This window comes from Citrobacter sp. BIDMC107 (assembly GCF_001037575.1).
Classification (GTDB): domain Bacteria; phylum Pseudomonadota; class Gammaproteobacteria; order Enterobacterales; family Enterobacteriaceae; genus Citrobacter; species Citrobacter freundii.
The window spans coordinates 1,140,532-1,165,604 of the sequence record NZ_KQ089848.1 but is presented as its reverse complement, the minus strand read 5'-3'; the positions used below and the strand labels follow the sequence as shown (position 1 = coordinate 1,165,604).

Sequence of the window (25,073 nt, the reverse complement as noted above, 5' to 3'; positions counted from 1 at the left end):
TCGCCATCAGGCAAATTCTCGTCTTACCTTTCACAGCAATTAGTTCTTCTTTACCGCTTTTCCGCTACAATTATCAACAATTTGAATCGATAAGAGGCGGTAATGCGTCAGACGAAAACCGGTATCCTGCTGGCAAACCTCGGCACTCCCGATGCCCCAACTCCCGAAGCCGTTAAGCGCTACCTGCGCCAGTTTTTAAGCGATCCACGCGTAGTTGATACGTCCCCTGCACTGTGGTGGCCGCTGCTGCGCGGTGTGATTTTGCCGCTGCGAGCGCCGCGTGTGGCAAAGCTGTACCAGTCAATCTGGATGGAAGACGGTTCCCCGCTGATGGTCTACAGCAAGGCGCAACAGCAGGCGCTGGCACAACGTCTGCCTGATACCCCTGTCGCGCTGGGGATGAGCTACGGTTCGCCATCGCTCGAAAGCGCGGTCGATGAACTGTTGGCAAGCGGAGTGGAACACATGGTGGTGTTACCGCTGTACCCGCAATATTCCTGTTCGACGGTTGCAGCAGTCTGGGACGAGCTAGCGCGCATCTTAGCGCGTAAACGCGGTATTCCCGGCGTCTCTTTTATTCGTGATTACGCCGATGACAGCAGCTACATTGATGCGCTGGCCAAGAGTGCCCGGGATTCATTCGCTCAACATGGCGAACCTGATTTACTGCTGCTCTCCTACCACGGCATTCCGCAGCGCTACGCCGATGAAGGCGATGACTACCCGCAGCGCTGTCGCGATACGACGCGTGAGCTGGTTTCAGCACTTGGTCTGCCGCCGGAAAAAGTCATGATGACCTTCCAGTCTCGCTTTGGCCGCGAACCCTGGCTGACGCCGTATACCGACGAAACGTTAAAAATGCTGGCGGAGAAAGGAACCCGACATATCCAGGTTATGTGTCCGGGCTTCGCGGCTGATTGCCTCGAAACGCTGGAAGAGATAGCGGTGCAAAACCGGGAGATTTTCCTTGAGGCTGGCGGTAAGCAATATGAGTATATTCCGGCGTTGAATGCCACACCGGAACATATCGAAATGATGGTTAAACTGACCGCCGCCTACCGCTAAAGCTGTTGCTTAAAGAAACGCGCGCCGTCCTGCAGAGCTTCATCGGCGGTTTTCATCACCCGCGAATAGTGCAGGAAGGCGTGCAGCGTACCGGGATACATTTTGTACTGGCAGGGCTGCTGATGCGCCTGTAACGTGTGGAATAATAAGCGGCTATCGTCAATCAGTGGATCGAACTCCGCGCCGGCGATAAAACACGGCGGCACGTCACGCGTCAGGTCGTTATTAAACAGGCAATAGTACGGTGACTCGCGATCGTCAGCGCTACGTAGGTACGCGTTTTCATACATCTGCAAGTCCTCGCGGGTTAACCCATCCCACGCTCCGCCCATCAGCCGTCGGCTCAGTGAATCCTGTAGCCCGTAAAGCCCATACCACAACAGCACGCCAGCCACCTTGCCGCAGGCAATGCGTTTATCCCGCAGCCACAGCGCGCTGGCAAGCGCCAGCATGGCTCCGGCGGAATCGCCCGCAAAACCAATCGTATTGATATTGAGGGAATAGTCGCCAGCATGTTGATGATAGTACTGGCAGACGGCGACGATCTCTTCGATGGCTTGTGGGTAGCGGGCCTCCGGCGCCAGCGAATAGTCGATGCCGATCACCGTGCACTGGGTGTAATGCGCAAGTAAACGCATAATACGGTCATGGGTATCCAGATTACCGAGAATAAAACCGCCGCCGTGCAGGTAATACAGCGTGGCCTGGCTTTGGGGCTGCGGAGCGTAGATGCGTGTGGCAACGGGGCCGCACGCGGTAGAAATCACGCATTCTCGGGTATGCATCTGCGGGGCATCGGCATTCCACAGTCGCCGCTCATGAATGTAGTGTTGGCGCTGGGCCACGAAGTCATCGGCAGCGGGCCACGGCGGCAAATCGTCGCGATGAAAATTCACCACGCTTTTCATTTCATCCGAAATTTTGTCGAGTACGGGGATTTTGTTTTCCGGCTTCATAAAACGCTCCTTGTGAAGGTGAGTTATTGTAGAAATTAATCCCGGATAAACTGCGATCTCACCGTCCGATATTGAAACTCAGCGTCGCATCGCATGCGCAGCAGGGAATGTGCTACCATGCATCGCTCAGTTAACCACCCGTAAAATCGACCATGAAATTTCCCGGTAAACGTAAATCCAAACACTATTTTCCCGTCAGCGCGCGCGATCCGTTGTTGCAACAAATTCAGCCAGAAAATGAAACCAGCGCAGCCTGGGTGGTGGGTATCGACCAGACGTTGGTGGATATTGAAGCCAAAGTGGATGATGACTTTGTAAAACGTTATGGATTAAGCGCCGGGCATTCTCTGGTGATTGCCGATGATGTCGCAGAAGCGCTCTATCAGGAACTGGTGCGTGAAAATTTGATCACCCATCAGTTTGCGGGCGGTACGATCGGTAACACGATGCACAACTACTCCGTGCTGGCGGATGACCGCTCGGTGCTGCTGGGCGTGATGTGCAGCAATATCGAGATTGGCAGCTATGCGTACCGCTATTTATGCAATACCTCCAGCCGTACCGATCTGAACTACCTGCAAGGCGTTAATGGACCGATTGGTCGTTGCTTTACGCTGATTGGTGAATCCGGAGAGCGTACCTTCGCAATCAGCCCTGGGCATATGAATAAGCTACGGGCGGATAGCATCCCTGAATCGGTAATTGCCGGAGCGTCCGCGTTGGTGCTGACGTCCTATCTGGTGCGCTGCGAGCCGGGCGAGCCGATGCCGGAAGCGACCATGAAGGCGATTGAATACGCTAAAAAACACAATGTGCCGGTGGTACTGACGCTGGGCACCAAATTCGTCATTGCCGATAACCCGCAATGGTGGCAGGCATTCCTCAAAGAGCATGTCTCTATTCTGGCGATGAATGAAGAAGAGGCTGAAGCGCTGACCGGCGAGAACGATCCGCTGCTGGCGTCTGACAAGGCGCTGGACTGGGTGGATCTGGTGCTGTGCACTGCGGGTCCGGCGGGTCTGTATATGGCGGGCTTTACGGAAGAAGAAGTCAAACGTAAAACCCAGCATCCGCTGCTGCCTGGAGCGATTGCCGAATTCAATCAGTACGAATTCAGCCGCGCCATGCGCCATAAAGACTGTACCAATCCGCTGCGCGTGTATTCGCACATCGCGCCATATATGGGCGGGCCAGAAAAGATAATGAATACCAACGGTGCTGGCGACGGCGCGCTGGCGGCATTGCTGCATGATATTACCGCCAACAGCTATCACCGCAGTAACGTGCCTAACTCCAGCAAGCACAAGTTCACCTGGCTGACCTATTCGTCTCTAGCCCAGGTGTGTAAATATGCTAACCGCGTGAGTTACCAGGTGCTGAACCAGCATTCACCGCGCCTGACGCGCGGTTTGCCGGAACGTGAAGACAGTCTTGAAGAGTCGTACTGGGATCGCTGAGTTCTTGCCCGATGGCGCTACGCTTATCGGGCCTACGCGTAGCAATAGCAGGCCGGATAAGGCGTTTTACGCCGCCATCCGGCACGTAACATTAACTGGCGGTAGCAACTTCACCGGCAGGCGGCGTTTCAATTAGCTCCAGCATGGTACGGGCGATTTCACGCTCGCCCATGACGACCTGATTGGCTCCGCGCTCAGTAATATATTCCACCTCATCGTCATAATGTGCGCGGGCGATAATCTCAATCGACGGGCACTTCTCACGAGCGGAAGCGACAATTTCACCCGCTTCATAGCCATTCGGAATGGTTAGCAACAGCCAGCGTGCGCAATCCAGATGCGCCAGATTCATGATCTCTTCGTTAGCGGCATTTCCCAGCACCGCGCGGATCCCACGCTCGCGCAGTTCATCCACCCGGGTACGTGAGGTTTCGATAACCACCAGCGGGATCCCGGCAGCCATCAATTTCTCACCCAGCAGGCTGCCGACGCGACCAAAGCCAACCAGCAGGGCGTGATTGCAGATATCCACCGGAATTTGCTTCTCTTCTTCGATAGCCTCTTCCAGAGTCTGCTCTTCCAGCGTTTCTGTTTTGGCGAGATATTTTTCTAACACCGCGAACAGCACCGGGTTGAGCATTATGGACAGGATTGCCCCTGCCAGCACCAGATTCTGTCCGGCCTGCGGCAGCAGGTTTAACGCCATTCCCAGACCCGCCAGGATAAAGGCAAATTCACCAATCTGCGCCAGACTGGTGGCAATGGTGAGCGCCGTGCGTTGAGAGTGACCAAACATGCGCACCAGGAAATAGGCGGCAAGGGATTTACCAAAGATGATAATCGCCAGCGTGCCCAGTACTGCCAACGGCTGCTGGATCAGGACTAACGGATCGAACAGCATTCCGACGGAAACGAAGAACAGCACGGCGAACGCATCGCGCAGCGGCAGGGTGTCATGCGCCGCACGGTGGCTCAGCTCAGATTCATTCAGCACCATACCGGCGAAGAACGCGCCCAGTGCAAAGGAGACATCGAACAGCTCTACTGCGCCGAAGGCGATACCTAAGGCGAGGGCGAGGACTGAGAGGGTAAACAGTTCGCGTGAACCGGTTGCGGCGCTGCGGGCCATAATCCACGGTACCAGGCGACGACCCACCAGCATCATAATCGCGATAAACGCCACCACCTTACCGATGGTAATGCCCATATCGACAGCCAGAGAAGCGAAGCCGACATCTTCTTTTTCCAACATTCCGGCGACGGCTGGCAGGAGAACCAGCGTCAGTACCATCATCAGATCTTCGACAATCAGCCAGCCAATGGCAATTTGCCCGCGCTGGCTGTCAATGAGCTGTCGTTCTTCAAGCGCACGCAGTAGCACCACGGTGCTGGCGGTTGAAAGACACAGACCAAACACGATCCCCACCATCAGCGACCAGCCTAATACAGCTGAAAGCGCCATACCCAGCAGCGTTGCCACTGCTATCTGGGCAATCGCGCCGGGAATGGCGATTGACTTTACCGCCATCAAATCCTTCAGGGAAAAGTGCAGCCCGACGCCGAACATCAGCAGAATAACGCCAAGCTCGGCCAGTTCAGGCGCGAGCTTAGTATCAGCAACAAAACCAGGTGTAAATGGACCGGCCAGAACGCCCGCTAACAGATATCCCACCAGAGGAGAAATACGTAGTTTATTGGCAATCATGCCTAATATAAAAGCGAGTACAAGGCCGCCGACAATGGTGGTGATAAGCGGGGTGGCGTGATGCATTCCGTCTCCTTTGGTTGCTGTGATGATCCTAAAAACCCAAACTGCGAGTAATAGTTTATGACAATTTTAATGTTTATGTTTATGAATAATTATTGAATTTTGAAGAAAACAGGATTTTAAAGGAAAAAAAGCACGGATCGGAAAACTACGAGGGGATGTTTGAGGCAAACGCTGATGGTCACTGTAAGTGATGACGACCAAAGTTTACCTTTGGCCGTCAGAAAATCAGGCTTTATGTCGGTTATCAGGTAAGAATATGGTCAGTATCCCCAGAAGTGGCAGGAAAGCACATATTTTGTAGACCAAATCGATACTGGTATGGTCGGCAATCAGCCCTAACACCGCGGCTCCCAAGCCACCCATGCCGAAGGCAAAACCGAAAAATAACCCAGAAACCATGCCGATACGTCCAGGAAGCAACTCCTGTGCGTAAACCAGAATGGCAGAAAACGCCGATGCGAGGATAAAACCAATGATCACGGTTAAAATCCCGGTCCATTCCAGCGTTGCGTAGGGTAAAACGAGGGTAAATGGCGCAACGCCGAGGATAGACCCCCAAATAACATATTTTCTGCCAATTTTATCGCCTAATGGTCCGCCAATCACCGTCCCGGCCGCGACGGCAAACAGGAAGGCAAACAGGTGAAACTGGGCGTTTTGTACCGATAATCCGAATTTTTGCATCAGATAAAAGGTGTAATAGCTGCTGATGCTCGCCATATAGAAGTATTTGGAGAAAATCAGTACCAGCAGGATGCTTACCGCCAGCACCACTTTATTACGCGGCAACGGATTAACGATAGCGACCTTCGGCTTTCCTTTACTCATCCGATGCTGCGCGGCATACCAACGGCTGATTTGTGCCAGGACGACAATCGCTAATAGCGCAGCCAGAACAAACCAGGCCACATTACCCTTACCATATGGCGCGATGATGACAGCCGCCAGCAACGGTCCCAGTGAGCTGCCGAAGTTGCCGCCAACCTGGAAAATCGATTGGGCAAGGCCGTGGCGACCGCCGGAGGCCATACGCGCCACACGGGACGATTCCGGGTGAAATACCGAAGAGCCGGTGCCAACCAGCGCCGCGGCGAGCAGCACCATATGGAAGCTGCCGGCCATGGCCAGCAAAACAAGCCCGCTCAGCGTGAAGCACATTCCTATGGGCAGCGACCACGGCATCGGGTATTTGTCCGTCCAGTAACCCACCACCGGTTGCAGCAGCGAAGAAGCTAACTGGAAGGTTAGGGTGATCATCCCGATCTGCATAAACGTCAGCGAGAACTCTGACTGCAATAGCGGATAAATCGCCAGGATCAGCGACTGAATCATATCGTTTAGCAAATGGGAGAGGCTGATCGCTCCTAAAATGCCAAATGAGGTGCGTGCTTTAGCAACCGACGCTGACGCGCCAGCCACAGGCTGGGTTGGTTCACTTATTGCCATAGAAAGTCACTTCTGTTTGGGTTGCGATTATGAGGGTAATCTAATTTGTTATTATTACCTGACTAACATACCTGCGGAAGGTGTTTGAAGGAAGTCTCATTTCTGAAAACATTTTCGACTATTATTTCATATCATTGTAATTTCAGTCGTTGATTTTGGCTCAGGGAGAGAAATATGAAGTTTTTAAAACGGGGCGTGGCGCTGGCGTTATTAGCCGCATTTACGCTGGCAGGTCAGCCAGCGCAAGCGTACGAAAAAGATAAAACCTACAAAATTACCATTCTGCATACCAACGATCATCACGGTCACTTCTGGCGTAGCGAATATGGGGAATACGGACTGGCGGCGCAAAAAACGCTGGTGGACGGTATTCGTAAAGAGGTGGCTGAGGAAGGGGGCAGCGTACTGCTGCTTTCTGGTGGTGATATTAATACCGGCGTACCGGAGTCCGATCTGCAGGATGCGGAACCTGATTTTCGCGGGATGAACCTGATTGGCTATGATGCGATGGCGGTCGGAAACCACGAGTTTGATAATCCGCTTAGCGTATTGCGCCAGCAGGAAAAATGGTCCAAATTTCCGTTTCTCTCGGCCAACATTTATCAGAAAAGCACCGGCGAGCGTTTATTTAAGCCGTGGGCCATCTTTAAGCGCCAGGATTTAAAAATTGCCGTACTTGGTTTAACCACTGACGATACGGCGAAAATTGGCAACCCTGAGTTCTTTACCGATATCGAATTCCGTAAACCTGCTGATGAAGCCAAACTGGTTATTCAGGAACTGAATATGGGTGAAAAGCCAGACATCATTATCGCGACCACCCATATGGGACATTATGACAACGGCAACCACGGCTCGAACGCCCCTGGCGATGTCGAAATGGCGCGCAGCTTGCCAGCAGGTTCGCTGGCGATGATTGTCGGTGGCCACTCGCAGGATCCGGTGTGTATGGCTGCGGAAAATAAGAAGCAGGTTGATTACGTACCGGGTACGCCGTGTGCGCCAGATAAGCAAAATGGGATCTGGATTGTACAGGCACACGAGTGGGGAAAATACGTGGGCCGGGCGGACTTTGAGTTCCGTAACGGCGAAATGAAAATGGTTAACTACCAGCTCATTCCCGTTAATCTGAAGAAAAAAGTGACCTGGGACAACGGTAAAAGTGAGCGCGTACTCTACACCCCGGAGATTGTTGAAAATCAGCAAATGCTTTCGCTGCTGACGCCGTTCCAGAATAAAGGTAAAGCGCAGCTCGACGTGAAAATCGGTAGCGTCAATGCGCGCCTCGAAGGCGACCGTAGCAAAGTCCGTTTCGTGCAAACCAATATGGGGCACTTGCTGCTGGCTGCGCAAATGGCGCGAACCAGCGCTGATTTTGGCGTGATGAGCGGCGGCGGTATCCGTGACTCCATCGAAGGTGGCGATATCACCTATAAGAGCGTGCTGAAGGTACAGCCGTTTGGCAACATCGTGGTGTATGCCGATATGAGCGGGAAAGAAGTGATTGATTATCTGACCGCGGTGGCGCAAATGAAGCCGGACTCCGGAGCCTACCCGCAGTTTGCCAACGTCAGCTTTGTAGCGAAAGACGGCAAACTTAACGATTTGAAAATCAAAGGCGAACCTGTTGACCCAGCCAAAACCTATCGTATGGCAACGCTGAGCTTCAACGCCACCGGCGGTGATGGCTATCCGCGCATTGATAATAAACCAGGCTATGTGAATACCGGGTTTATTGATGCGGAAGTGCTGAAAGAGTACGTGCAGAAGAACTCACCGCTGGATGCCAGTGCGTATGAGCCGAAGGGTGAGGTGAGCTGGCAGTAACAGAGCGGAGTGCCGGATGGCGGTGCTGGCACCTTATCCGGCCTACAGGTCAGTGCGATTTGTAGGCCTTAAAGCTGCGCGCCATCAGGCATTCATTCTATAACCGCTTAATCCCGGCGGGCGATATCGGCGAATTTCGCATCCAGAATTTTCGCCAGATCGCTCGCTGCCAGTTCGATATCCAGCCCGCGTTTGCCGCCGGAAACATAAATGGTGTCAAACGTTTGAGCAGGCGCATCGATAAGCGTCGGCAATCTTTTTTTCTGCCCCAGCGGGCTAATACCGCCTACCAGATAGCCGGTAGTGCGTTGCGCGACCATGGGATCGGCCATATCGACCTTTTTGGCACCCAATGCTTTGGCAACCTTTTTGAGATCCAGTTGACCTGCTACCGGTGTGACGGCGACCGCCAGATGCTTCATGTCGCCATTCACGGCAACCAGCAGCGTTTTGTAAACCTGGTCCGCGTTCAGACCTAACTTTCGCACCACTTCATCACCAAAGTTCGTCTCGGACGGATCGTGATCGTAGGTGTGGATCTGGAAAGAAATTTTGTTTTTTTCGAGTAATTTAACGGCGGGTGTCATAGCAATTTTCCTGGCCCAGACAAAATACGACTCAAGCATACGCCTGATGTCTGTCTAAAAAATAGTACCATCTTGCGCAATAGTATTGGCAGGATGATGACTTTGAGCGACAATCGAACTACACCGACGCTTTAAGCGCCGGGATCATAATAATGATGAAATTCCTCTTTGACGGGCCAATAGAGATATTGGCCATTTTTTTTACCGTAACATCTCCGGCAAATTTCCTTCTCCGTATAAATGCAGTGCGCCAACGGCCACGACGTAGTGACCAGCAGGCATCGCTCTGAGCCGATCGCGCCAGGCTGTGTTGCGTTGATGCATCAATACGTCATACAACGACTGGCTAAAGGTATTGGGAAGCGTCAGTTCGCTATTGTGCGGTGGCGTTTCAAGCCACCAGCCCATCATCTGCTGGAGCAGTCTGGCATTGGTATGCCAATGCGTCAGAGTATCGTCCAACAGGGCCAGTCCGTTATCAGGCAACTGACATAACAGCTCGATTTGACTGGATGCGCCTTCCAGTTCGATTATCGGTTTATGCGCCTGTTTAGCCGCATTCAACAGTTGATAATCAATCCCGTATTCCGCTCGCAGCCCTAGCTGCTGTGCCTGCGTTGCCTGTAATACCATGGCAATTTGCCACAACGGCTGAGTAGATAACAGGGATGGGGAAATGCCCAGTTCGTTGGTGACTTTACGCAGGTTTTCTAACTGCTCCGGGCTGAGACGTTCTTCGAGTGCAGCATAGGTCGGAAGGTTGGCAAACGGCGCGTCGTCACCGGAAACATCCGCTTCGACAATCAGCGCATCGGCATGCTTGAGCTTTTTGAGTAATTTGGCAGGCAGAGGCGCCATATCGCGGCTGCCCATGTGAATGCTGCCAATCAGATGAAAATGGCGGTTGCCGGGCAAAGAGATGTCGATGGCAGGCCAGGTATAGTGGTTGCCGCGCAGTGCAGACCATAATGCTTTTACCCGGTATAACAAATCCATACGACCTCCCTAAGTGGAGAACCATGCTAGCGCGTGGCCGGAAAAGTCGCAATGTGTGAATTGCCGGATGGCGCAGTTGATAGCGCCATCCGGCAAAGGGTTACTCTTTAGGTTTGAAGCGCAGCAGTCGGTTCGCGTTGCTCACCACGGTAATGGAAGAAAGCGCCATCGCCGCCCCGGCGACTACCGGGTTGAGCAGCGTGCCGGTGAACGGCCACAGGATCCCAGCGGCAACCGGGATGCCGATGCTGTTGTAGATAAACGCGCCGAGCAGGTTCTGTTTCATATTGCGTAGCGTTGCCCGGGAGATAGACAGCGCATCCGCAACGCCCATCAGGCTATGACGCATCAGCGTAATCGCGGCTGTTTCAATCGCCACATCGCTGCCGCCACCCATGGCGATCCCTACATCGGCCTGAGCCAGCGCAGGTGCATCGTTGATACCGTCACCGACCATGGCGACCTGACGCCCCTGGCTCTGCAGACGCTTGATCGCCTCGGCCTTACCGTCCGGCAGAACGCCCGCAATCACCTCGTCAATACCCGCCTCTTTGGCGATGGCGTTGGCGGTCGTTGGGTTGTCGCCGGTCAGCATCACCAGACGATACCCGGCGCGGTGCAGGCGCTGGAGCGCTGCCACGCTGTCGCTACGCAGTGGATCACGAACCGCTAACAGCGCCGCCGCTTTACCATCAATCGCCAACAGGACCGGAGTTGAACCCTGGGAAGCCTGAGCGGTGATTTCAGCTTCCATTTCAGTGGTATCAACCTGCTGTTCATTGAGCAGAGCCTGATTTCCCAGCAGCAACGTATGACCTTCGGTCTCTCCGCTGACGCCTAACCCGCGCAGCGTACGGAAACCGTTGACCTGCGGCAGCGAGACATCGCCTGCTTTGTCCAGAATCGCCCTGGCCAGCGGGTGGCTGGAACCCTGTTCAAGGGCGGCAGCCAGACGAATTGCCCGCGCTTCATCGGTGTTGCCAAACGTTTTGATGGCGACAACCTGCGGTTTGCCTTCAGTCAGCGTCCCGGTCTTATCAAAGACGAGAGTATCGAGCGTGCTGGCGCGCTGCAGCGCATCGGCATCGCGTACCAGTACCCCAAACTCAGCGGCACGCCCCACGCCGGAAATAATCGACATCGGCGTTGCCAGACCCAGCGCACAAGGGCAGGCGATAATCAGAACGGTGGTGGCAATGACCAGCGTATAGACAATCTGCGGTGCTGGTCCAAAGAAATACCAGATAGCCGCACTGACCAGCGCAATGGCGACCACGACCGGAACGAACACCGAGGAGATACGGTCGGCCAGTTTGCCAATTTCCGGTTTGCTGCTTTGCGCTTGACGCACCATACGAATAATGCGTGACAGCGTGGTGTGGCTGCCAACGGCGCTGGCGCGGAACAGCACGCTGCCGTCCTGTACGACCGTACCGGCGTGGACGCTATCGCCTTCACCTTTTTGCTGCGGAATCGGCTCACCGGTCAGCATCGCTTCATCTAGCCAGGCTTCGCCCTGCGTAATTTCTCCATCGACTGGCACGCGGTCGCCGGTGGTCAGGCGCAACAACATTCCCGCCTGAACGTCTGCCAGCGGCACGTTCTTTTCACCTTCGTCAGTAACGACGCGTGCGGTCGGTGGCGTCAAATCAAGCAGTTTTTCCAGCGCTTTGGACGAGCGCTGGCGAGCCCGCGCTTCCAGCATGTGTCCTAGGTTAATCAGACCAATAATCATGGCGCTGGCTTCATAATAGAGGTGTCGCGCTTCCATCGGGAACCATTGCGGCCAGAGGTTGACGCTCATGGAATAGAGCCATGCCACCCCTGTACCCAGCGCGACCAACGTATCCATAGTCGCGGTGCCGTTCATCAGGCTTTTCCACGCATTGCGGTAAAAGTGACCGCCCGCGAAAACCATCACCGCAAGCGTTGCCAGACCAATCGCCAGCCACAGGCTGCGGTTGTCATCGCTCACCATCATGTTGTCGCCAATCATTCCCAATACCATGACAGGGATACCCAGCAGCAGCGCGACGGCTGCCTGCCAGCGAAAACGTTTCATGGTTGCCACGGCGGTTTCTTGCTGACGCTCGCGGCGCTTAGCATCATCTTCAATGGCTTCTGCGCCGTAGCCTGCTTTTTCTACCGCCTGCACTAAATCTGCGGCGGAGGCACTGCCCATTACCAGCGCAGTGCGTTCCGCCAGGTTTACCCGTGCCTGGGTGACACCCGGTACGCTTTGCAATGCATTTTGTACACGGGTCACACAACTGGCGCAGCTCATGCCGTTTAACAGCAACTGTTGGCTGTCATCATCAGCCGTAGCTGCCGGAAGCTCGGAAGGGACCGCTGCCAGTGCTTCCGACGGGATTGATGACTCCGTCAGCGGTTTAGCCTTTGGGTGGCTTAACTCCGCGCCGTAACCGGCTTGTTTGATGGTTTCAATCAGCGCTTCTGCGCTGGCGCTCCCGGTAACATGGGCCTCTGTCACGGTAACATCCGCTTGCTCAACATCCGGACGTTGTTCCAGACTTTCTTTAACGCGTTTTACGCAGTGACCACAGGACAAACCGTCCAGGGTTAGATCGATTGTTTGAGACATAACCAACTCCTTCATTGCAGGTTTAACTGACTGTGATAAAGGTTAAACCTTCCAGCAAGGGGAAGGTCAAGGGTGTTTTTAGAAAAGATGAAAAAAGGGGCGAAGGGGAAAAAACGGGAACGTCACCTCAGAGCGTTCCCGGTCTGTTATTGATTGAGGACGATAAGCGGCGTTCGATGCTCCGGTTCATTTATGACCGTGAGATCGGCACCGTACAGCGCGTTCAGCGCCCGTTGCTTCAGGACATCCTGCGGATACCCGTTATCAACAATCCTGCCGCGTTCCATCAATACCACGCGGTCGGCATAACGCGCTGCGAGGTTGAGATCGTGCAGGACGCAGCAGACGCTAAACTGCCGTTCACGCACCAGGCGACGCAGCAGACGAAAAAGGTGCTGCTGGTGGTGAATATCCAGGGCGGAGGTAGGTTCATCGAGAAATAACCATTTGGGCCGAGGCACGGGCTCCCAAAGCTGAACCAGCAGGCGCGCCAGTTGTACCCGCTGTTGTTCTCCTCCCGACAGATGCCGGTAATCGCGCGCGGCCAGCGCCTGGCAGTCGCACAACGTCATGATGTGTTCCGTTTCATCGCCCGTATTGCGCGTGCGATACGGATGCCTGCCCATGCGAATAACCTCCTGCACGCTAAACGGGAAGGCCATATGACTGTTCTGGCGCATCACCGCACGGGTTTTTGCCAGCTCGGTGATTGACCATTCGTTCAGCGGCTTGCCGAATAAGCTACAGCGCCCACTGTGAGGTTGCAGATAACCCGTGAGCTGGCGTAGCAGCGTTGATTTCCCGGCGCCATTCGGGCCAAGAATCGCGATAATCTCTCCTTCAGGTAGCGTCAGGGAAACATCGTCGGTCAATCGTCTGCCCTGAATGTGGTAAACCAGATTTTCAGCAACGATCATGACACCCTCCGGCTACGCAGGATTAACCACAGAAAATACGGTCCTCCGATCAGGCTGGTTAACAGACCAACGGGCATTTCGGCAGGCTGCACCAGAGTGCGGGCCAGCGTATCGGCAATCAGGAGTAGACAGGCGCCCGCCAGTGTCGAGCAGGGAATCAACCAGCGATGATCGGCGCCGGTAGTCATTCTGATCAGATGTGGGATCACCAGGCCAATAAAACCAATTACGCCGCTGACGGAAACGGCAGCACCAACCAGTAGCGAGCTGAGCAACAGTAACTGCTGGCGCTTACGTTTGACGTTCACGCCGAGGTAATGCGCCTCTTCATCACCCAATTGCAGCAAATTAAGCGTGCCCGCCATACAGACGGTGACAGCAATGGCTGGAAGAACAAAGGTACTGGCAACCAGCAGCGTTGGCCACTGGGCCTGGCCGAGATTGCCCATCATCCACAGCGTAAGTTGACGTAGCTGTTGCTCATCGCCCACATAGCTCAGTACGCCAATAGCCGAACCGCACAAAGCATTGATAGCGATACCGGCTAACAGCAGTTGCATCATTCCGCCGTGGCTATGACGCTGGCTTATCAGGAAAATAATCGTGCAGACCACCATGCTGCCTGCGACGGCAAAAATCATCTGCTCATACAGCACCAGCACCACGGGAAACGAAAAGGGGATAACTATCGCGATACCGACCATCAGCGCGGAGCCGCTACTGACACCAAGCAGGCCAGGATCGGCCATCGGATTGCGAAAAAGCCCCTGCATGATAACCCCTGCCGTTGCCAGCGCTGCGCCTACCAGAACGGCCAGCAACACACGGGGCAAACGGATGTTCAACCAGATGTCACGGTATTCGTCGTTGAGCAGCGCGCTGAAGCTAATGTTCAGCGCCCCCTGGCTGGCTCCGAAGAGCATCAGAGCGACCAACAACAGAGAAAGACCCGTCAGAATGCTGACGGAAGAAAGCGAGTCCTTAAGCACGCAACGCTCCATAACGTCTTTGCGGCGCGAATTTCCCGCGCCGCGAGGGGTTTACGCGGGTTTCAGTCCTGGCTCAACCAAACTGTAAATCTGGTTATTGAGTGACGGGGCTGTAGCCAGTTCGTGAATGTGCCTTGCAACATCTGCACGCATCACAAAACCATGGCACTCCTCGGCCTGTATCCGTTGCGCCTGACCTGTGGCTGCACCGTTCAGCAAACCGCCGGGGCGGAGAATGGCGTAGTCCAGTTGACTGGTTTGTAGCCAGCTTTCAGCCAACGATTTTTCCCGTACAGCCTGACCAAATGCGGCCCTGGCGCGTGGGGACAAAAAGGGCCAACTGTCGCCACAGCCAAGCGAAGTCACCAGAATCATGCGTTTGATCTCCGCTTTTTCTGCTTCATCAATGACGGTTCTGTGCGCCAGATAATCCTGGGCACCGCCCATGGAGGAGATCACCGTGGCATGTTGACCCGCTGCGCGACAGGCACAGGCGGTGACCTGGCTGTCGCAGGCGTCGCCAATGAAGACCTGCACACCTTTTTCCTGCAACCCGGCAGCGACCTGCGCGTTGCGAACGACGGCAATCACCGGACGTTGTTCCGCCAGTGCGAGTGCCAGTGTTTTCGCGCCGACGCCGCTACCACCTGCACCAAAAATGAGCCATGGAGCCATCAGGCATGTTCCTTTAAGGATGAAGACAGCGCGTGAAAGGCGCTGACCTGGTCGGCCAGTAGCTGACGATGCTCATCCCGACCGAGGAAAATTTTGAACATAGCGCTACCCGCCTGGTTAAAGAAGAGAATGGACGCGGTGTCCATGCCCATAAATTTGCGTTCAATCAGGGCGATATGTGTGCAGTTTTCTGCCTTGATATGACCGGTCATGCCTTTTTTGCCGCGCAGGTTGAAGTAACCGTGGCGGTGGAATCCTGAAGGTAATTCACCCGTGAATTCCAGTATGACATCAGCAGTATGGACCAGGGTGGTGACTTTGCCCCATTCGCTGACGGTTTCCCAGACGGTATCAAATTGATCGCCGGAAACCAGCGTCGGGGAGGGGAGGTTTTTCACCACCTCCAGCAGCGTGGTGTTGTACTGGGCTGCGATAGCTTCCAGCGTACCGTCCGGCTCAGTTTTCAAAAAATCCTGTAAAGAGACATGGCTCATACTTCACTCCTTTTATGGTTGCTCTACCGCAATGCGCGGCGCGTTAAGTGCCTGAATCAGTTCATCAAGAGACTGCAAAATATTGCTCGCCCAAAAACGCCCTTCATTGGTCAGGCGTAAACAGGTGCTGGCATCTCGCGTCAGTCCTGCGTGATGCCACTGGGTCAGTAGCGGGGTCAGTTTTTGTGCATGAGGTGTCAGTTCATCCAGCGGGACGCGGGCCGTTTCAATACCGGCCTGGAGGGTGTGTCGCCACTGGAAACCACGCTCGGCGGTGCGCATCATCATCATGAGCGGTTTTTTTCCGGCGGCGATGGATTCATGCCATGTGGTCAGATTGCGCTCGACCATCCAGGAATAGCCATTGACTGATCCTCCTGCGCCAGAGCCGAATGCCAGACAGTCTGCGCCCTGTTTAATCAGCAGGTTGTACAGATTGCGTTCCCGTGTGGTGCGCGCCCAGTGGCTGTTGCTGATGCAGCGCCAGCCCGCGCTGTCCATATAATCGCAGCCCTGAAGATAGAGGTCGCGACGTTCGGCAGGAGAGGGAACCGTTGTGCGCCCGGTTTCAACCGCTTTGCCAAGCGGTGTATTAGGGAGCAGGTTCAGCGCATAAAGATCTACGCCGTCGAGGCCGATGTCGCGGGCGATCGCCAGATCCTCGCTCCACACCTTTGCGTCCTGTCCTGGCAGACCAAACAGCAGATCGCAGACCACGGCGGCTCGATCCCGTTTTACCAACCCCTGCATAAAGGCCATCGCGGTCGGGCCGTCCGAAGTGCGCGCCATTTTCTTGCGGATCCGGCTGTTAAATGACTGAATGCCGATCGAAAATCGATTGGCGCCAGCGTCAAGGCAGGCATCTATTCGCGCATCGTCAAAATTGAGTACCCGCCCCTCAATGGTGATTTCGCAGTCCGGCGCCAGCGGTAGCTTGTCACGTAGTGCGGTGATGATTCTGGCCAGATCCCGTGCCGATAGCGCAGACGGTGTACCGCCGCCAAAATAGACGGCGTGAATTGGGGCCGACTGATGCAATGCGCTATCGGCTTCCATCTCTATTTCGCGTAATAGCGCGTTGGTGTAGCGGGCGCAGTGATCCTCTTCAAAGCGGTTTTGATAAAAACCGCAGAAAGTACAATGTGTTGCACAGAAAGGGATATGCAAGTACACCAACCGTTTCCGCGGTGGGGTTGGCTGGCTGATGACCTCCTGCCAGGTTTGTGACAATAGCTCTTTGGCAACCGGGATCGCCCCACGCCAGGGCATCGTGGCGCGGCGATCCTTAAATGGCTGACTTCCCTCGAGCGCAAAATGCGCAGTGAGATCCAGCGAGTGTTCAGTTTTCATTGTTCTTTATAAATCCAGTTAGTGAGGCCAGAATTGCTGGTGCATGGCTTCAACCGCATCGGCGACGCGCGGCCCCATACCCAGAATCAGCGCCTGGTCAATCGCCACAATGCGCTGGTTTTTCCAGGCCGCAGTGTGGGTAATCCCGGCAATCGCGCTCAGACGAGCCAGACCGCCATCCACCATTTGCGACGTCACCACGATCACCTCTGGGTTGGCGGCGATCAGCGATTCCGCGCTGTAGCTTTTATACTGCGCATGGGTGGCGACATTTTGTGCGCCTGCGAGGGTCATAATGGCATCGGCAACGCTGCCTTTTCCGGCGACCTGTGGCGCGCTTCCGCCAGCGGAGAGAATGAACATGGCTTTGACCGGCGCGTTTTTCGCTGCCACGTTGTGCTGAACGCGATCCAGACGTTGACGTATGCGATCGATCAACGTCTCACCTTGTTCGGGAATGCGCAGGGTTTGAGCCAGTTCCCGAATGTTGGCGTACATCTGTTCGACGGTGGCCGGTACGCGCGGCAACGTCACGACGTTAACTTTTTGCGCCCGCAACTGATCCAACACGATTTGAGGGCCAGCATCCTGCCAGGTGATAAAGCTGTCCGGATGCAGCGATAAAATGCCCTCGCTGCTTAACTGCTTCCAGTAGCCGATATGCGGGAGTGCGGCAGTTTCGGGTGGATACGAGGTGGTTTCATCAACGCCGACCACCCGGTTGCCGATGCCCATGGCGTATATCAGTTCGCTAAGAGAGCCGCCCGCCACCACCAGGCGGTCGGCGGACTGGGCACTGAAAACGCAGGCGAGGCTCAGTAAGCCAATCAAGAGTTTTTTCATCGTCAGAAATTCCACGCAAAGCCAACGGCGGCATTGAAACCAGCGTCTGGAATAGATTCATGCGCGGTTCTGTAACGCTTGTCGGTCAGGTTGTTGAGCGCGAGGTTGACCTGATACTGATCCTGCGGACCGAACTCGGTGTTGAATGCAAGGTTAAGCGTGGCCCAGCCTGGGTAGTTGATTTCCTTGGTGCCGGTATTATCTTTGGCGCTGGACGCCGCGCGGATAAAGACATCGGACGTCAGGTTAGCGGCGTTCATCAACCAGGTATGTTTCAGGCCGACGCGCCCGGTCAGAGTGGGTTCGCCGGTATCCCAGGTTTTAAGGGTATTGCCTTCGTACTGACGGCGAATGAGATTACCGCTCAGGTAAGGTGAAACTGCCCAGCCGTTGTATTCTGCGGTGAGTTCCATGCCCCAGGTTTTGGCCCGATCGATGTTGTCGTAGTAGTAATAGCCGCCCCGTGAAGAGGTGGTATTACCGCTGCATACGGGTTGACCTGAACAGGCCAGGCTGGCGATATAGTCTTTGGCTTCGGAGTAATAAATGGCGCCGTCAATCAGCCACATATTCCCTTTATACCGTGCACCCAGCTCATAGTTATTCGAGTGTTCCGCCTTCAGGTTTGGATTGCCGTAGGTTACGCTGCCGCCTGCGGACGTCTGCATAAACAGCTGAGTCAGCGTGGGGAAGACATAGCCCTGGGCATATGCAGCCCGGAGTTCAAGATCTTTAAAACCGGAATAGCGTAGGCTGGTTGAGGTCACCAGTTCATCATCGTGAACGGAATTTCCTCCGGTGGATTGCCAGGTGCTGCCGCTGCTTTGCAGGGTTTGCGTATCGTTGCGATTGAGCTTCGAAGACAGCCAGTACTGGCGTGCGCCCACGGTCCACGTCCAGTCATCGGCAAAGCGCCAGTCGTTTTGCGCGAACAATGAGGTGTTGCTTTGCTCCGCTTCGTTGTATGACAGGGTACGTGTTTGCGTATCGAAGAAGCCGGTAGCTGCGGTCTGGCGCGTACTGCCGTCCGTGTCCTGTTTTATTTTGTCATGCTGATATTGAGTGCCAATCACCAGCTCGTTGTTAGCAGGCAGGGAGAAGTTGCTCTGTAGCGTTACCCCCTGGGTATACTGTTTGTCGTTGGTATTGGTCTGATTGCTGACCGTCAGCGCTTTAATCATCGGGCTGGGAATAACCTGGGTCGTTTTGACCCGGTTTTCAAATTTGCGCTCTATTGTCTGGCTGTATGCGTCAACATGGATGTTCTTCAGGTAATCCCCATCGGCCGCGTAGTCGTAGAAAAGACCGATTTTCTCGCGTTCCAGCTTAGGTATTTTGACGCTAAAGTCGTCGAACTGGCCCTCTGGATCGTCAAACCAGGTTTGAGTAGACAGTTTGTAACGATCGAGGGAGAGCCCAATTTTGTGGCGATCGAAGTTGTAACCCAGCCATACGCCCTGGCCGTTATTACGGAAGTTGGTGTTGGGCAATCTTCCGTCAGGCGTATCGCGGTCCCCCTGGTCGGAATAGCTGCCATTGATGCGGTAGTCAAAGTTTCCGATGCTCCCCCAGGCCGCTGCCGACTCTTCCCATCCTGCCGTTGCGGAGTTATAAACAGCCTTAACGCTGCCGCCGAGAGGCTTATCACCGCCTTTTTTGGTAATAAAGTTTACGACACCGCCAATCGCCTGCGAACCGTAGAGGACAGAATAGGGGCCTTTGACCACTTCAATCCGTTCCAGCGCGGATTCGTCAATCAGCAAACCGGCTCCGTAGTTTTGTCCGGCACGTTGGTAACTGACGACCTGGCCGTCGATCAAAATCAGCACCCGCGAAGACGCTTCGCCACGGATACGAATTTGTTTCCGCCCTGCGAGGGCGTTATCGGTGACTTCGACGCCGGGAATATCTTGTAAATCATCAGCAATAGAAACGCTGGTGGAGTTTTGCAGCGTCTGGCGATCGATAACCTGGATGGTTGCTGGGCTATCCCAAAGGCTACTTTCTGTGCGGTTAGCCGTGACGATAACCGTGTCTTCGTCAGACGTAGAAGCGTGTGTTGGAGAGGTAGCTGCAAAAGCGGCGCCGGACATGCATAATGTCAGGGCTGAAAGAATAAATGGCCTTTGGTTATTCCGTGGCAACATAAGAGAACCTTTATTGAATGTAAATGATCATCATTATCATTCGCGTTTATATATAAAATTGTTTCCCTTTGTTCAAGATGAAAGATGTAGAACCAATATATCTTTTGATTTGAGTCAATTTCGTGCAGTCATTAAATGCATAAATGTGATCTGAATCGGATATAACAATGTGAATTAAAAGGATTTGTGCATCGCGGTAATGGTGGGAAATGTGCAGGGTTCTCGGGTAAATCATTAGGACAATCTGGGCTATAATGGGGCTCAGTACCAACAAGATCCGCGGGGGAAATGTGAATATTAGCGATGTTGCGAAAAGAACCGGTTTGACCAGCAAAGCGATACGTTTTTATGAAGAAAAAGGCTTAGTGACGCCGCCGCTGCGTAGCGAAAATGGCTATCGCACATACAACCAACAGCATCTGAATGAACTTACTCTGCTGCGCCAGGCACGCCAGGTGGGTTTTAATCTCGAAGAGTGCGGCGAACTGGTGAATCTGTTTAACGATCCGGCGCGTCATAGCGCAGATGTGAAAAAGCGTACCTTAGAAAAGGTCGCGGACATTGAGCGGCATATCAGCGAGCTGCAGGCCATGCGCTTGCATTTGCTGGCACTGGCGGAGAGTTGCCCTGGCGATGACAGCGCCGAATGCCCGATCATTGATAACCTCTCCGGCTGCTGCCACCATAAAGCGAAGGCTTAACGGCGAGGGGGATTAAGCATAAATACCACCGTGCCGCGGTACCACGGGGATTTCTCAAGCTGCGCTTCAGCCTGCGGGTCCCGGCTACCGTTTTGCACCAGCCCCAGCTTAAACGGAATGCGCAGACGACTGAGTGCGGGCAGATACGCCTGATAATTTGTTACCGTATGACGGCCCTGATAGCTCTGGACCACCAGTTCATCGACCGCCAGCGCATTCAGCGTGGCGACGTCGCCCGTTTTTGCCCAATCCAGCAGTCCAGTCACGCCAAGTGCAAACTCGGCCGGTAACTGTTGGCGTAATTGCTGCAGAAAGCGGGCGTAATCGGCAAGCTGATGGGTCGCCGCGTCAAAATCAACCTGCAGGCCGACTACATGATTCCCGGCGGCCTGCCAGCGTTGCATCAATCTTATGATGCGAGCCGGGATCGCCTCCGGTACGTCGAGCGTGGTAAAGCGCACGGTCAGCCAGATCGAGGGAAAAGACAGGCGGCTGACCGGCAGCCCGAGACGCTGGAAAACCACGTTACCCGAACGAACCAGCACCTCACCCTGATGCAGATAGACCGTTTGTGCGTCTTTCAGCTCATCACTGGCCTTCACGCCGGACCACAGCCAGAAGGCCGGATGCTCACGGGCGGCGACGATATCCGCCGCCTGTGCCTGGCCTGTCAGCAGCGCGGTTACCAGTAGTATTTGAGTTTTTGCGCCCACGGACTTCCCGGAAACTGCGTTTTCAGTTGGGTGAACCAGCCTTTACGCTGCAGTTTATCCACTTCCTCACCGCCGCACTCGTTAGAGCCTGACGGCGCATAGCACATGATGGCGCGATACAGCGCGAAGCTCTTGTCTTCAACCTCTGCTTTCGGCGAAGTGATCACCTGCTGATAGTAGCGTTGCCTGTCGAACTGGCCGAACGGCTCCTTGCGCGATATTGCTGATTCAAGTACGTCGTTGCCAGCACTGTTTTTCCACAAATCGACGTGTGTTTGCGTGGTGCGGAAGAATTCGCCTAAGCAGTTCAGCGCGTGGGCATCATCCGCTTTTTTGCTCAATACCGTTACCGTTTCATTGAGGCTGCGACAGGTGTAACCGCGCTCGGCAGCGTCGCCGTTCCAGTCGAAAATACTCAGATTAACGTCATCAAACGCGTCGCCAATAACCGGCGGAGTAATGGCGCTGGCCAGTTTTCTGTCATTCAACCAGTCGCCAAAGCGGTTTTCGGTAAGATCGCGTACCAGCAGCGTATGCAGGGCGATGGTACGCTCTTCATTGTTAGGTCCATGGACGGCCTGCTGGCGCAGCAGTTCAGGCGAGGCCTGAGTTTTCAGTATCTGCGAGCGAAAACGCAGGTTGGTTACTGCGCTTTCTGGGGCAAAAACCGCCGCCACGTCGCCGCTATAAACCAGCGTTGCGGCGAGCTTAGCCTGTACATACTGCTGCTGTTCGTTGTCCTGACTGAGTTTTAGCAACTGCAGCCAGAAATCACGCGCCGCGCTCCAGTTCTTCTGGCCCATCAGCGCTTCGCCGTACAGCACTTGTTCGCTGAAGGCGAGGGTATCGTGAACGGCAAGTTTCTGCGCTGGCGTAACTGCCTGAATAATCGCCGCGTAGTTCTCCGTCGCCAGCCACAGATTCAGTTGCAGATCGCGCCATAGCGGCAATTTTTGGCTCTGCTCAAACACCGGTTTGCTGGCATCGAGCTGCGCCTGGGTCAGCGTGGGTTTACTGTTGTTATCCAGACGCAGCGCGCGCAGTAGTTCGATATAGCTGACAAGCGGCGCATCGGGGAATGCTTCCACCACGGACTGTTCGTAGAACGCCATACCGTAGACATTATCGTATTCGATGACAATTTCACGCAGTTGCCGAGCGTCAGCCGACTGCTGGAGCGTCTGCTCATACAACCCGGCCAGCTGCGGCCACGCCTGTAAATACCAGTTTATGCGACGCAGCATACCGCGCGCGGAGTCGGCATACAGGCCTTGCGGGAAGCGTTGCAGGTAGGCTTGTGCCTGCGTCTGAGCCTGAGTCGCGTCCTCGCGGTTAATTTTTGCAATATCAAAATCGCCGTACTCGCCTACGCTGTTCTGGCTGCTCTTGTTCAACGCCGCACGCATCAGCATGTATTGCGCGGTCTCTGCCAGCCACGGGCGCTCACTTTTGGCAAGCTGAGTGAAATCCCGTTCGGCGCTGGCATAATCACCGGCATAGAAACTGGCAGCTGCGGCCAGATAATTTTTATAGGACTGAGCCGGTGAATCAGCCGGGAGGGTGGCAAGTGAAGACTCAATTTGCTCGCGGGTTGCCCCGGATAGCAGCCCCGTACGCGCCTGGGCTAAGGCCTGGCGCTGTTCCGCTGTTAACGTCGAGTCGGCCAGCAGTGCGGCAAAAAATGCGCTGACGCTCTCGGTGTTATTCGAAACATGACGGTTCTCAAGCTCAGCGTCGTTGACGTTTATTTCGTCTGCGCTAATGTTCAGTTCGGCCATCTGTCGGGAGAGTGGGTTGTCTGCGGCGGATGCCGGAGCAGCGGCTGGCTGTGAGGTTGCCTCATCCCATTGCGGGTGATAGGCAAAATAGAAATCCCGGGAGCGGGTGATATCCGCTGGCATTGATTGCACCGGCAGAGCAAATGATTTTTCCTGGCTCAGCAGCCGCAGCAGGTTGTCGCGGCTGTCGTTTTCAGGGTTAAAGGTTGGCGTGCCTTTCAGCAGGCAGCTGTCGTCGCTCCATTTGCAGTCTTCCATATCGAAAGAGGCGAATGCCTGCGGGGCGGCGGTCAGTAATGTGCAAAGGGCAAAGGCAAGGGGTGTCTTCCTGACCATAGTCTTATTTCCTGTCTTTTTAATGTGATACCGCTTTAATAATCAGGGTTATCCCTTCAACGGCAATGACTTCAACCTGCGTTCCGGCGCTCAAATCGTCGCTGGCGCTAACGGGCCATGAGCTATCGCCGACGCGCATGTGTCCGCGACCATTGACCAGGGCGGTTTCCAGAATAAATCGTCGGCCAACCAGCTGCTGTCCGCGCTGGTTAAGATGGCTGTCGGCGGGTTTCTGCTCCTGAACGCGCCTTGCCAGCCATTTCCACCACAGCCACGCCGCCAGCAGGGTGAGGACGGCGAACATTGCCCCCTGCCACGCCCAGTCTAGCGGAACGAGCCAGACGACCAGACCGGTAATCACCGCTGCCACGCCGCTCCACAGCAGATAGCCGTTGCCGCCCAGCATCTCGGCGGCGAGTAGCAAACCGCCGAGGCTGAGCCAGAAGATGTGCGGGTGCACCAGAATCATCGCTATCATGATTTTTTCCGCTCGCTGGCGCTGTCCTTAACCAGTTCGGCGATCCCGGCAATAGAGCCCATCAGGCTGCTGGCATCCAGCGGCATCATCACCACTTTGCTGTTATTCGACGAGCCGATATGCTGCAGCGCTTCGGTGTATTTCTGTGCCACGAAGTAGTTCACTGCCTGAATATCCCCAGCAGCAATGGCCTCAGACACCATCTGCGTTGCGCGAGCTTCGGCTTCTGCTGAACGTTCACGCGCTTCAGCCTGTAAAAACGCGGACTGGCGTTCACCTTCCGCTTTAAGGATCTTCGACTGTTTCTCACCTTCGGCCTTGACGATTTCTGCCTGACGGATCCCTTCGGCCTCAAGAATGTAGGCGCGCTTGGTACGTTCGGCTTTCATCTGCGCGTTCATCGCGTCGATAAGTTCTGCCGGAGGACGCACGTCGCGGATCTCGATACGGGTGATTTTGATGCCCCAGGGATTCGTGGCTTCATCAACAATATGCAGCAGGCGCGTGTTGATGTTGTCGCGTTGGGAGAGCATTTCATCGAGTTCCATCGAACCGAGAACGGTACGAATGTTGGTCATGGTCAGGTTGATAATCGCCAGTTCCAGGTTGCTGACTTCATAGGCGGCTTTCGGCGCGTCGATCACCTGAATAAAGCACACGGCATCAATTGCGACGTTGGCGTTATCTTTGGAGATGACTTCCTGAGAAGGGATATCAAGCACCTGTTCCATCATGTTGATCTTACGACCAATGCGGTCCATGAACGGCACAACAAGGCTTAAACCCGGTTGCAGGGTTTTGGTGTAACGGCCAAAACGCTCTACCGTCCACTGATATCCCTGCGGGACGATTTTGACGCCAGCGCCGACGATCACCAGCGCGACAAAAATAAGAATAGGAATAAAAATGAGCATTGATGAAACCTCCTGTTGTGCTGTCCTTTAC

General features: G+C 54.6%; 21 protein-coding genes. 4 read left to right on the top strand and 17 right to left on the bottom strand.

Annotated elements, in window-relative coordinates; genetic code table 11:
• The first annotated feature begins 102 nt into the window (after positions 1 to 102).
• On the top strand, positions 103 to 1,065 hold the full coding sequence (hemH, locus tag SK39_RS05525; protein ID WP_003021775.1) for a ferrochelatase: 963 nt from the start codon (positions 103 to 105) through the stop codon (positions 1,063 to 1,065).
• Here hemH and aes read toward each other — a convergent pair.
• On the bottom strand, positions 1,062 to 2,021 hold the full coding sequence (gene aes, locus SK39_RS05520; protein WP_048216753.1) for an acetyl esterase: 960 nt from the start codon (positions 2,019 to 2,021) through the stop codon (positions 1,062 to 1,064). The two genes, hemH and aes, sit on opposite strands and share 4 nt — an antisense overlap.
• A 152-nt stretch (positions 2,022 to 2,173) precedes the next feature.
• Here aes and gsk point away from each other — a divergent pair, with 152 nt between their 5' ends.
• Positions 2,174 to 3,478, top strand: a complete 1,305-nt coding sequence (gene gsk / locus SK39_RS05515; protein ID WP_003021781.1) for an inosine/guanosine kinase — start codon at positions 2,174 to 2,176, stop codon at positions 3,476 to 3,478.
• Positions 3,479 to 3,569: 91 nt separating this feature from the next.
• Here gsk and ybaL read toward each other — a convergent pair whose 3' ends face one another.
• Both ybaL and fsr read right to left on the bottom strand, forming a co-directional pair.
• A complete protein-coding gene (ybaL, locus tag SK39_RS05510) occupies positions 3,570 to 5,249 on the bottom strand; it encodes a YbaL family putative K(+) efflux transporter (protein WP_003835904.1) in 1,680 nt (559 codons plus the stop codon).
• Positions 5,250 to 5,474: 225 nt separating this feature from the next.
• Complete coding sequence (fsr, locus tag SK39_RS05505) at positions 5,475 to 6,695, bottom strand: fosmidomycin MFS transporter (RefSeq protein WP_003021788.1); 1,221 nt, start codon at positions 6,693 to 6,695, stop codon at positions 5,475 to 5,477.
• Positions 6,696 to 6,869: 174 nt separating this feature from the next.
• Between fsr and ushA the strand changes: the two genes are divergently transcribed.
• Positions 6,870 to 8,522 carry a bifunctional UDP-sugar hydrolase/5'-nucleotidase UshA gene (gene ushA / locus SK39_RS05500; RefSeq protein WP_044699384.1) on the top strand — a complete coding sequence of 551 codons (1,653 nt, stop codon included), beginning with the start codon at positions 6,870 to 6,872 and terminating at the stop codon, positions 8,520 to 8,522.
• A 107-nt stretch (positions 8,523 to 8,629) separates the two neighbouring features.
• Here the strand turns inward: ushA and ybaK are convergent, their stop codons facing one another.
• The 10 genes from ybaK to SK39_RS05450 form a co-directional block, all read right to left on the bottom strand.
• Complete coding sequence (gene ybaK / locus SK39_RS05495; RefSeq protein WP_003021794.1) at positions 8,630 to 9,109, bottom strand: Cys-tRNA(Pro)/Cys-tRNA(Cys) deacylase YbaK; 480 nt, start codon at positions 9,107 to 9,109, stop codon at positions 8,630 to 8,632.
• Positions 9,110 to 9,310: 201 nt separating this feature from the next.
• A complete protein-coding gene (locus tag SK39_RS05490) occupies positions 9,311 to 10,105 on the bottom strand; it encodes a TraB/GumN family protein (RefSeq protein ID WP_046669821.1) in 795 nt (264 codons plus the stop codon).
• 100 nt (positions 10,106 to 10,205) lie between these two features.
• Positions 10,206 to 12,707: a copper-exporting P-type ATPase CopA gene (copA, locus tag SK39_RS05485; protein WP_048216752.1), complete on the bottom strand. Its 2,502-nt coding sequence runs from the start codon at positions 12,705 to 12,707 to the stop codon at positions 10,206 to 10,208.
• A gap of 146 nt (positions 12,708 to 12,853) precedes the next feature.
• On the bottom strand, positions 12,854 to 13,624 hold the full coding sequence (locus tag SK39_RS05480) for a heme ABC transporter ATP-binding protein (RefSeq protein WP_003021801.1): 771 nt from the start codon (positions 13,622 to 13,624) through the stop codon (positions 12,854 to 12,856).
• Positions 13,621 to 14,613 carry a FecCD family ABC transporter permease gene (locus SK39_RS05475; RefSeq protein ID WP_048216751.1) on the bottom strand — a complete coding sequence of 331 codons (993 nt, stop codon included), beginning with the start codon at positions 14,611 to 14,613 and terminating at the stop codon, positions 13,621 to 13,623. The genes SK39_RS05480 and SK39_RS05475 overlap by 4 nt, the downstream gene beginning before the upstream one ends.
• A gap of 51 nt (positions 14,614 to 14,664) precedes the next feature.
• A complete protein-coding gene (chuY, locus tag SK39_RS05470) occupies positions 14,665 to 15,288 on the bottom strand; it encodes an anaerobilin reductase (RefSeq protein WP_003021809.1) in 624 nt (207 codons plus the stop codon).
• The gene (hutX, locus tag SK39_RS05465) at positions 15,288 to 15,782 is read right to left on the bottom strand and encodes a heme utilization cystosolic carrier protein HutX (RefSeq protein WP_003021812.1); all 495 of its coding nucleotides are present in this window, start codon (positions 15,780 to 15,782) and stop codon (positions 15,288 to 15,290) included. The genes chuY and hutX overlap by 1 nt, the downstream gene beginning before the upstream one ends.
• A gap of 12 nt (positions 15,783 to 15,794) precedes the next feature.
• Positions 15,795 to 17,132, bottom strand: coding sequence for a heme anaerobic degradation radical SAM methyltransferase ChuW/HutW (gene hutW / locus SK39_RS05460; RefSeq protein WP_048216750.1), 1,338 nt, complete (start codon positions 17,130 to 17,132; stop codon positions 15,795 to 15,797).
• Between the two features lie 18 nt (positions 17,133 to 17,150).
• Positions 17,151 to 17,975: a heme/hemin ABC transporter substrate-binding protein gene (locus SK39_RS05455; RefSeq protein ID WP_044699395.1), complete on the bottom strand. Its 825-nt coding sequence runs from the start codon at positions 17,973 to 17,975 to the stop codon at positions 17,151 to 17,153.
• 2 nt (positions 17,976 to 17,977) lie between these two features.
• Complete coding sequence (locus SK39_RS05450; RefSeq protein WP_048216749.1) at positions 17,978 to 20,122, bottom strand: TonB-dependent receptor plug domain-containing protein; 2,145 nt, start codon at positions 20,120 to 20,122, stop codon at positions 17,978 to 17,980.
• A gap of 290 nt (positions 20,123 to 20,412) precedes the next feature.
• Here SK39_RS05450 and cueR point away from each other — a divergent pair, with 290 nt between their 5' ends.
• Positions 20,413 to 20,823, top strand: coding sequence for a Cu(I)-responsive transcriptional regulator (gene cueR, locus SK39_RS05445; RefSeq protein WP_003021822.1), 411 nt, complete (start codon positions 20,413 to 20,415; stop codon positions 20,821 to 20,823).
• On the opposite strand, the gene SK39_RS05440 is transcribed toward cueR, so the two are convergent.
• The 4 genes from SK39_RS05440 to SK39_RS05425 are packed head-to-tail and all read right to left on the bottom strand — an operon-like array spanning position 20,820 to position 25,042.
• Positions 20,820 to 21,536, bottom strand: coding sequence for a DUF3142 domain-containing protein (locus SK39_RS05440; protein WP_048216748.1), 717 nt, complete (start codon positions 21,534 to 21,536; stop codon positions 20,820 to 20,822). The genes cueR and SK39_RS05440 overlap by 4 nt on opposite strands.
• A complete protein-coding gene (locus SK39_RS05435) occupies positions 21,506 to 23,650 on the bottom strand; it encodes a PA5441 family protein (RefSeq protein WP_048216747.1) in 2,145 nt (714 codons plus the stop codon). Before SK39_RS05435 ends, SK39_RS05440 begins: the two co-directional genes overlap by 31 nt.
• 19 nt (positions 23,651 to 23,669) lie before the next feature.
• Entirely contained in the window at positions 23,670 to 24,128 is a 459-nt protein-coding gene (locus SK39_RS05430) for an NfeD family protein (protein WP_003021832.1), read from the bottom strand.
• Positions 24,125 to 25,042, bottom strand: a complete 918-nt coding sequence (locus SK39_RS05425) for an SPFH domain-containing protein (protein ID WP_003021835.1) — start codon at positions 25,040 to 25,042, stop codon at positions 24,125 to 24,127. The genes SK39_RS05430 and SK39_RS05425 overlap by 4 nt, the downstream gene beginning before the upstream one ends.
• Positions 25,043 to 25,073 lie beyond the last annotated feature (31 nt).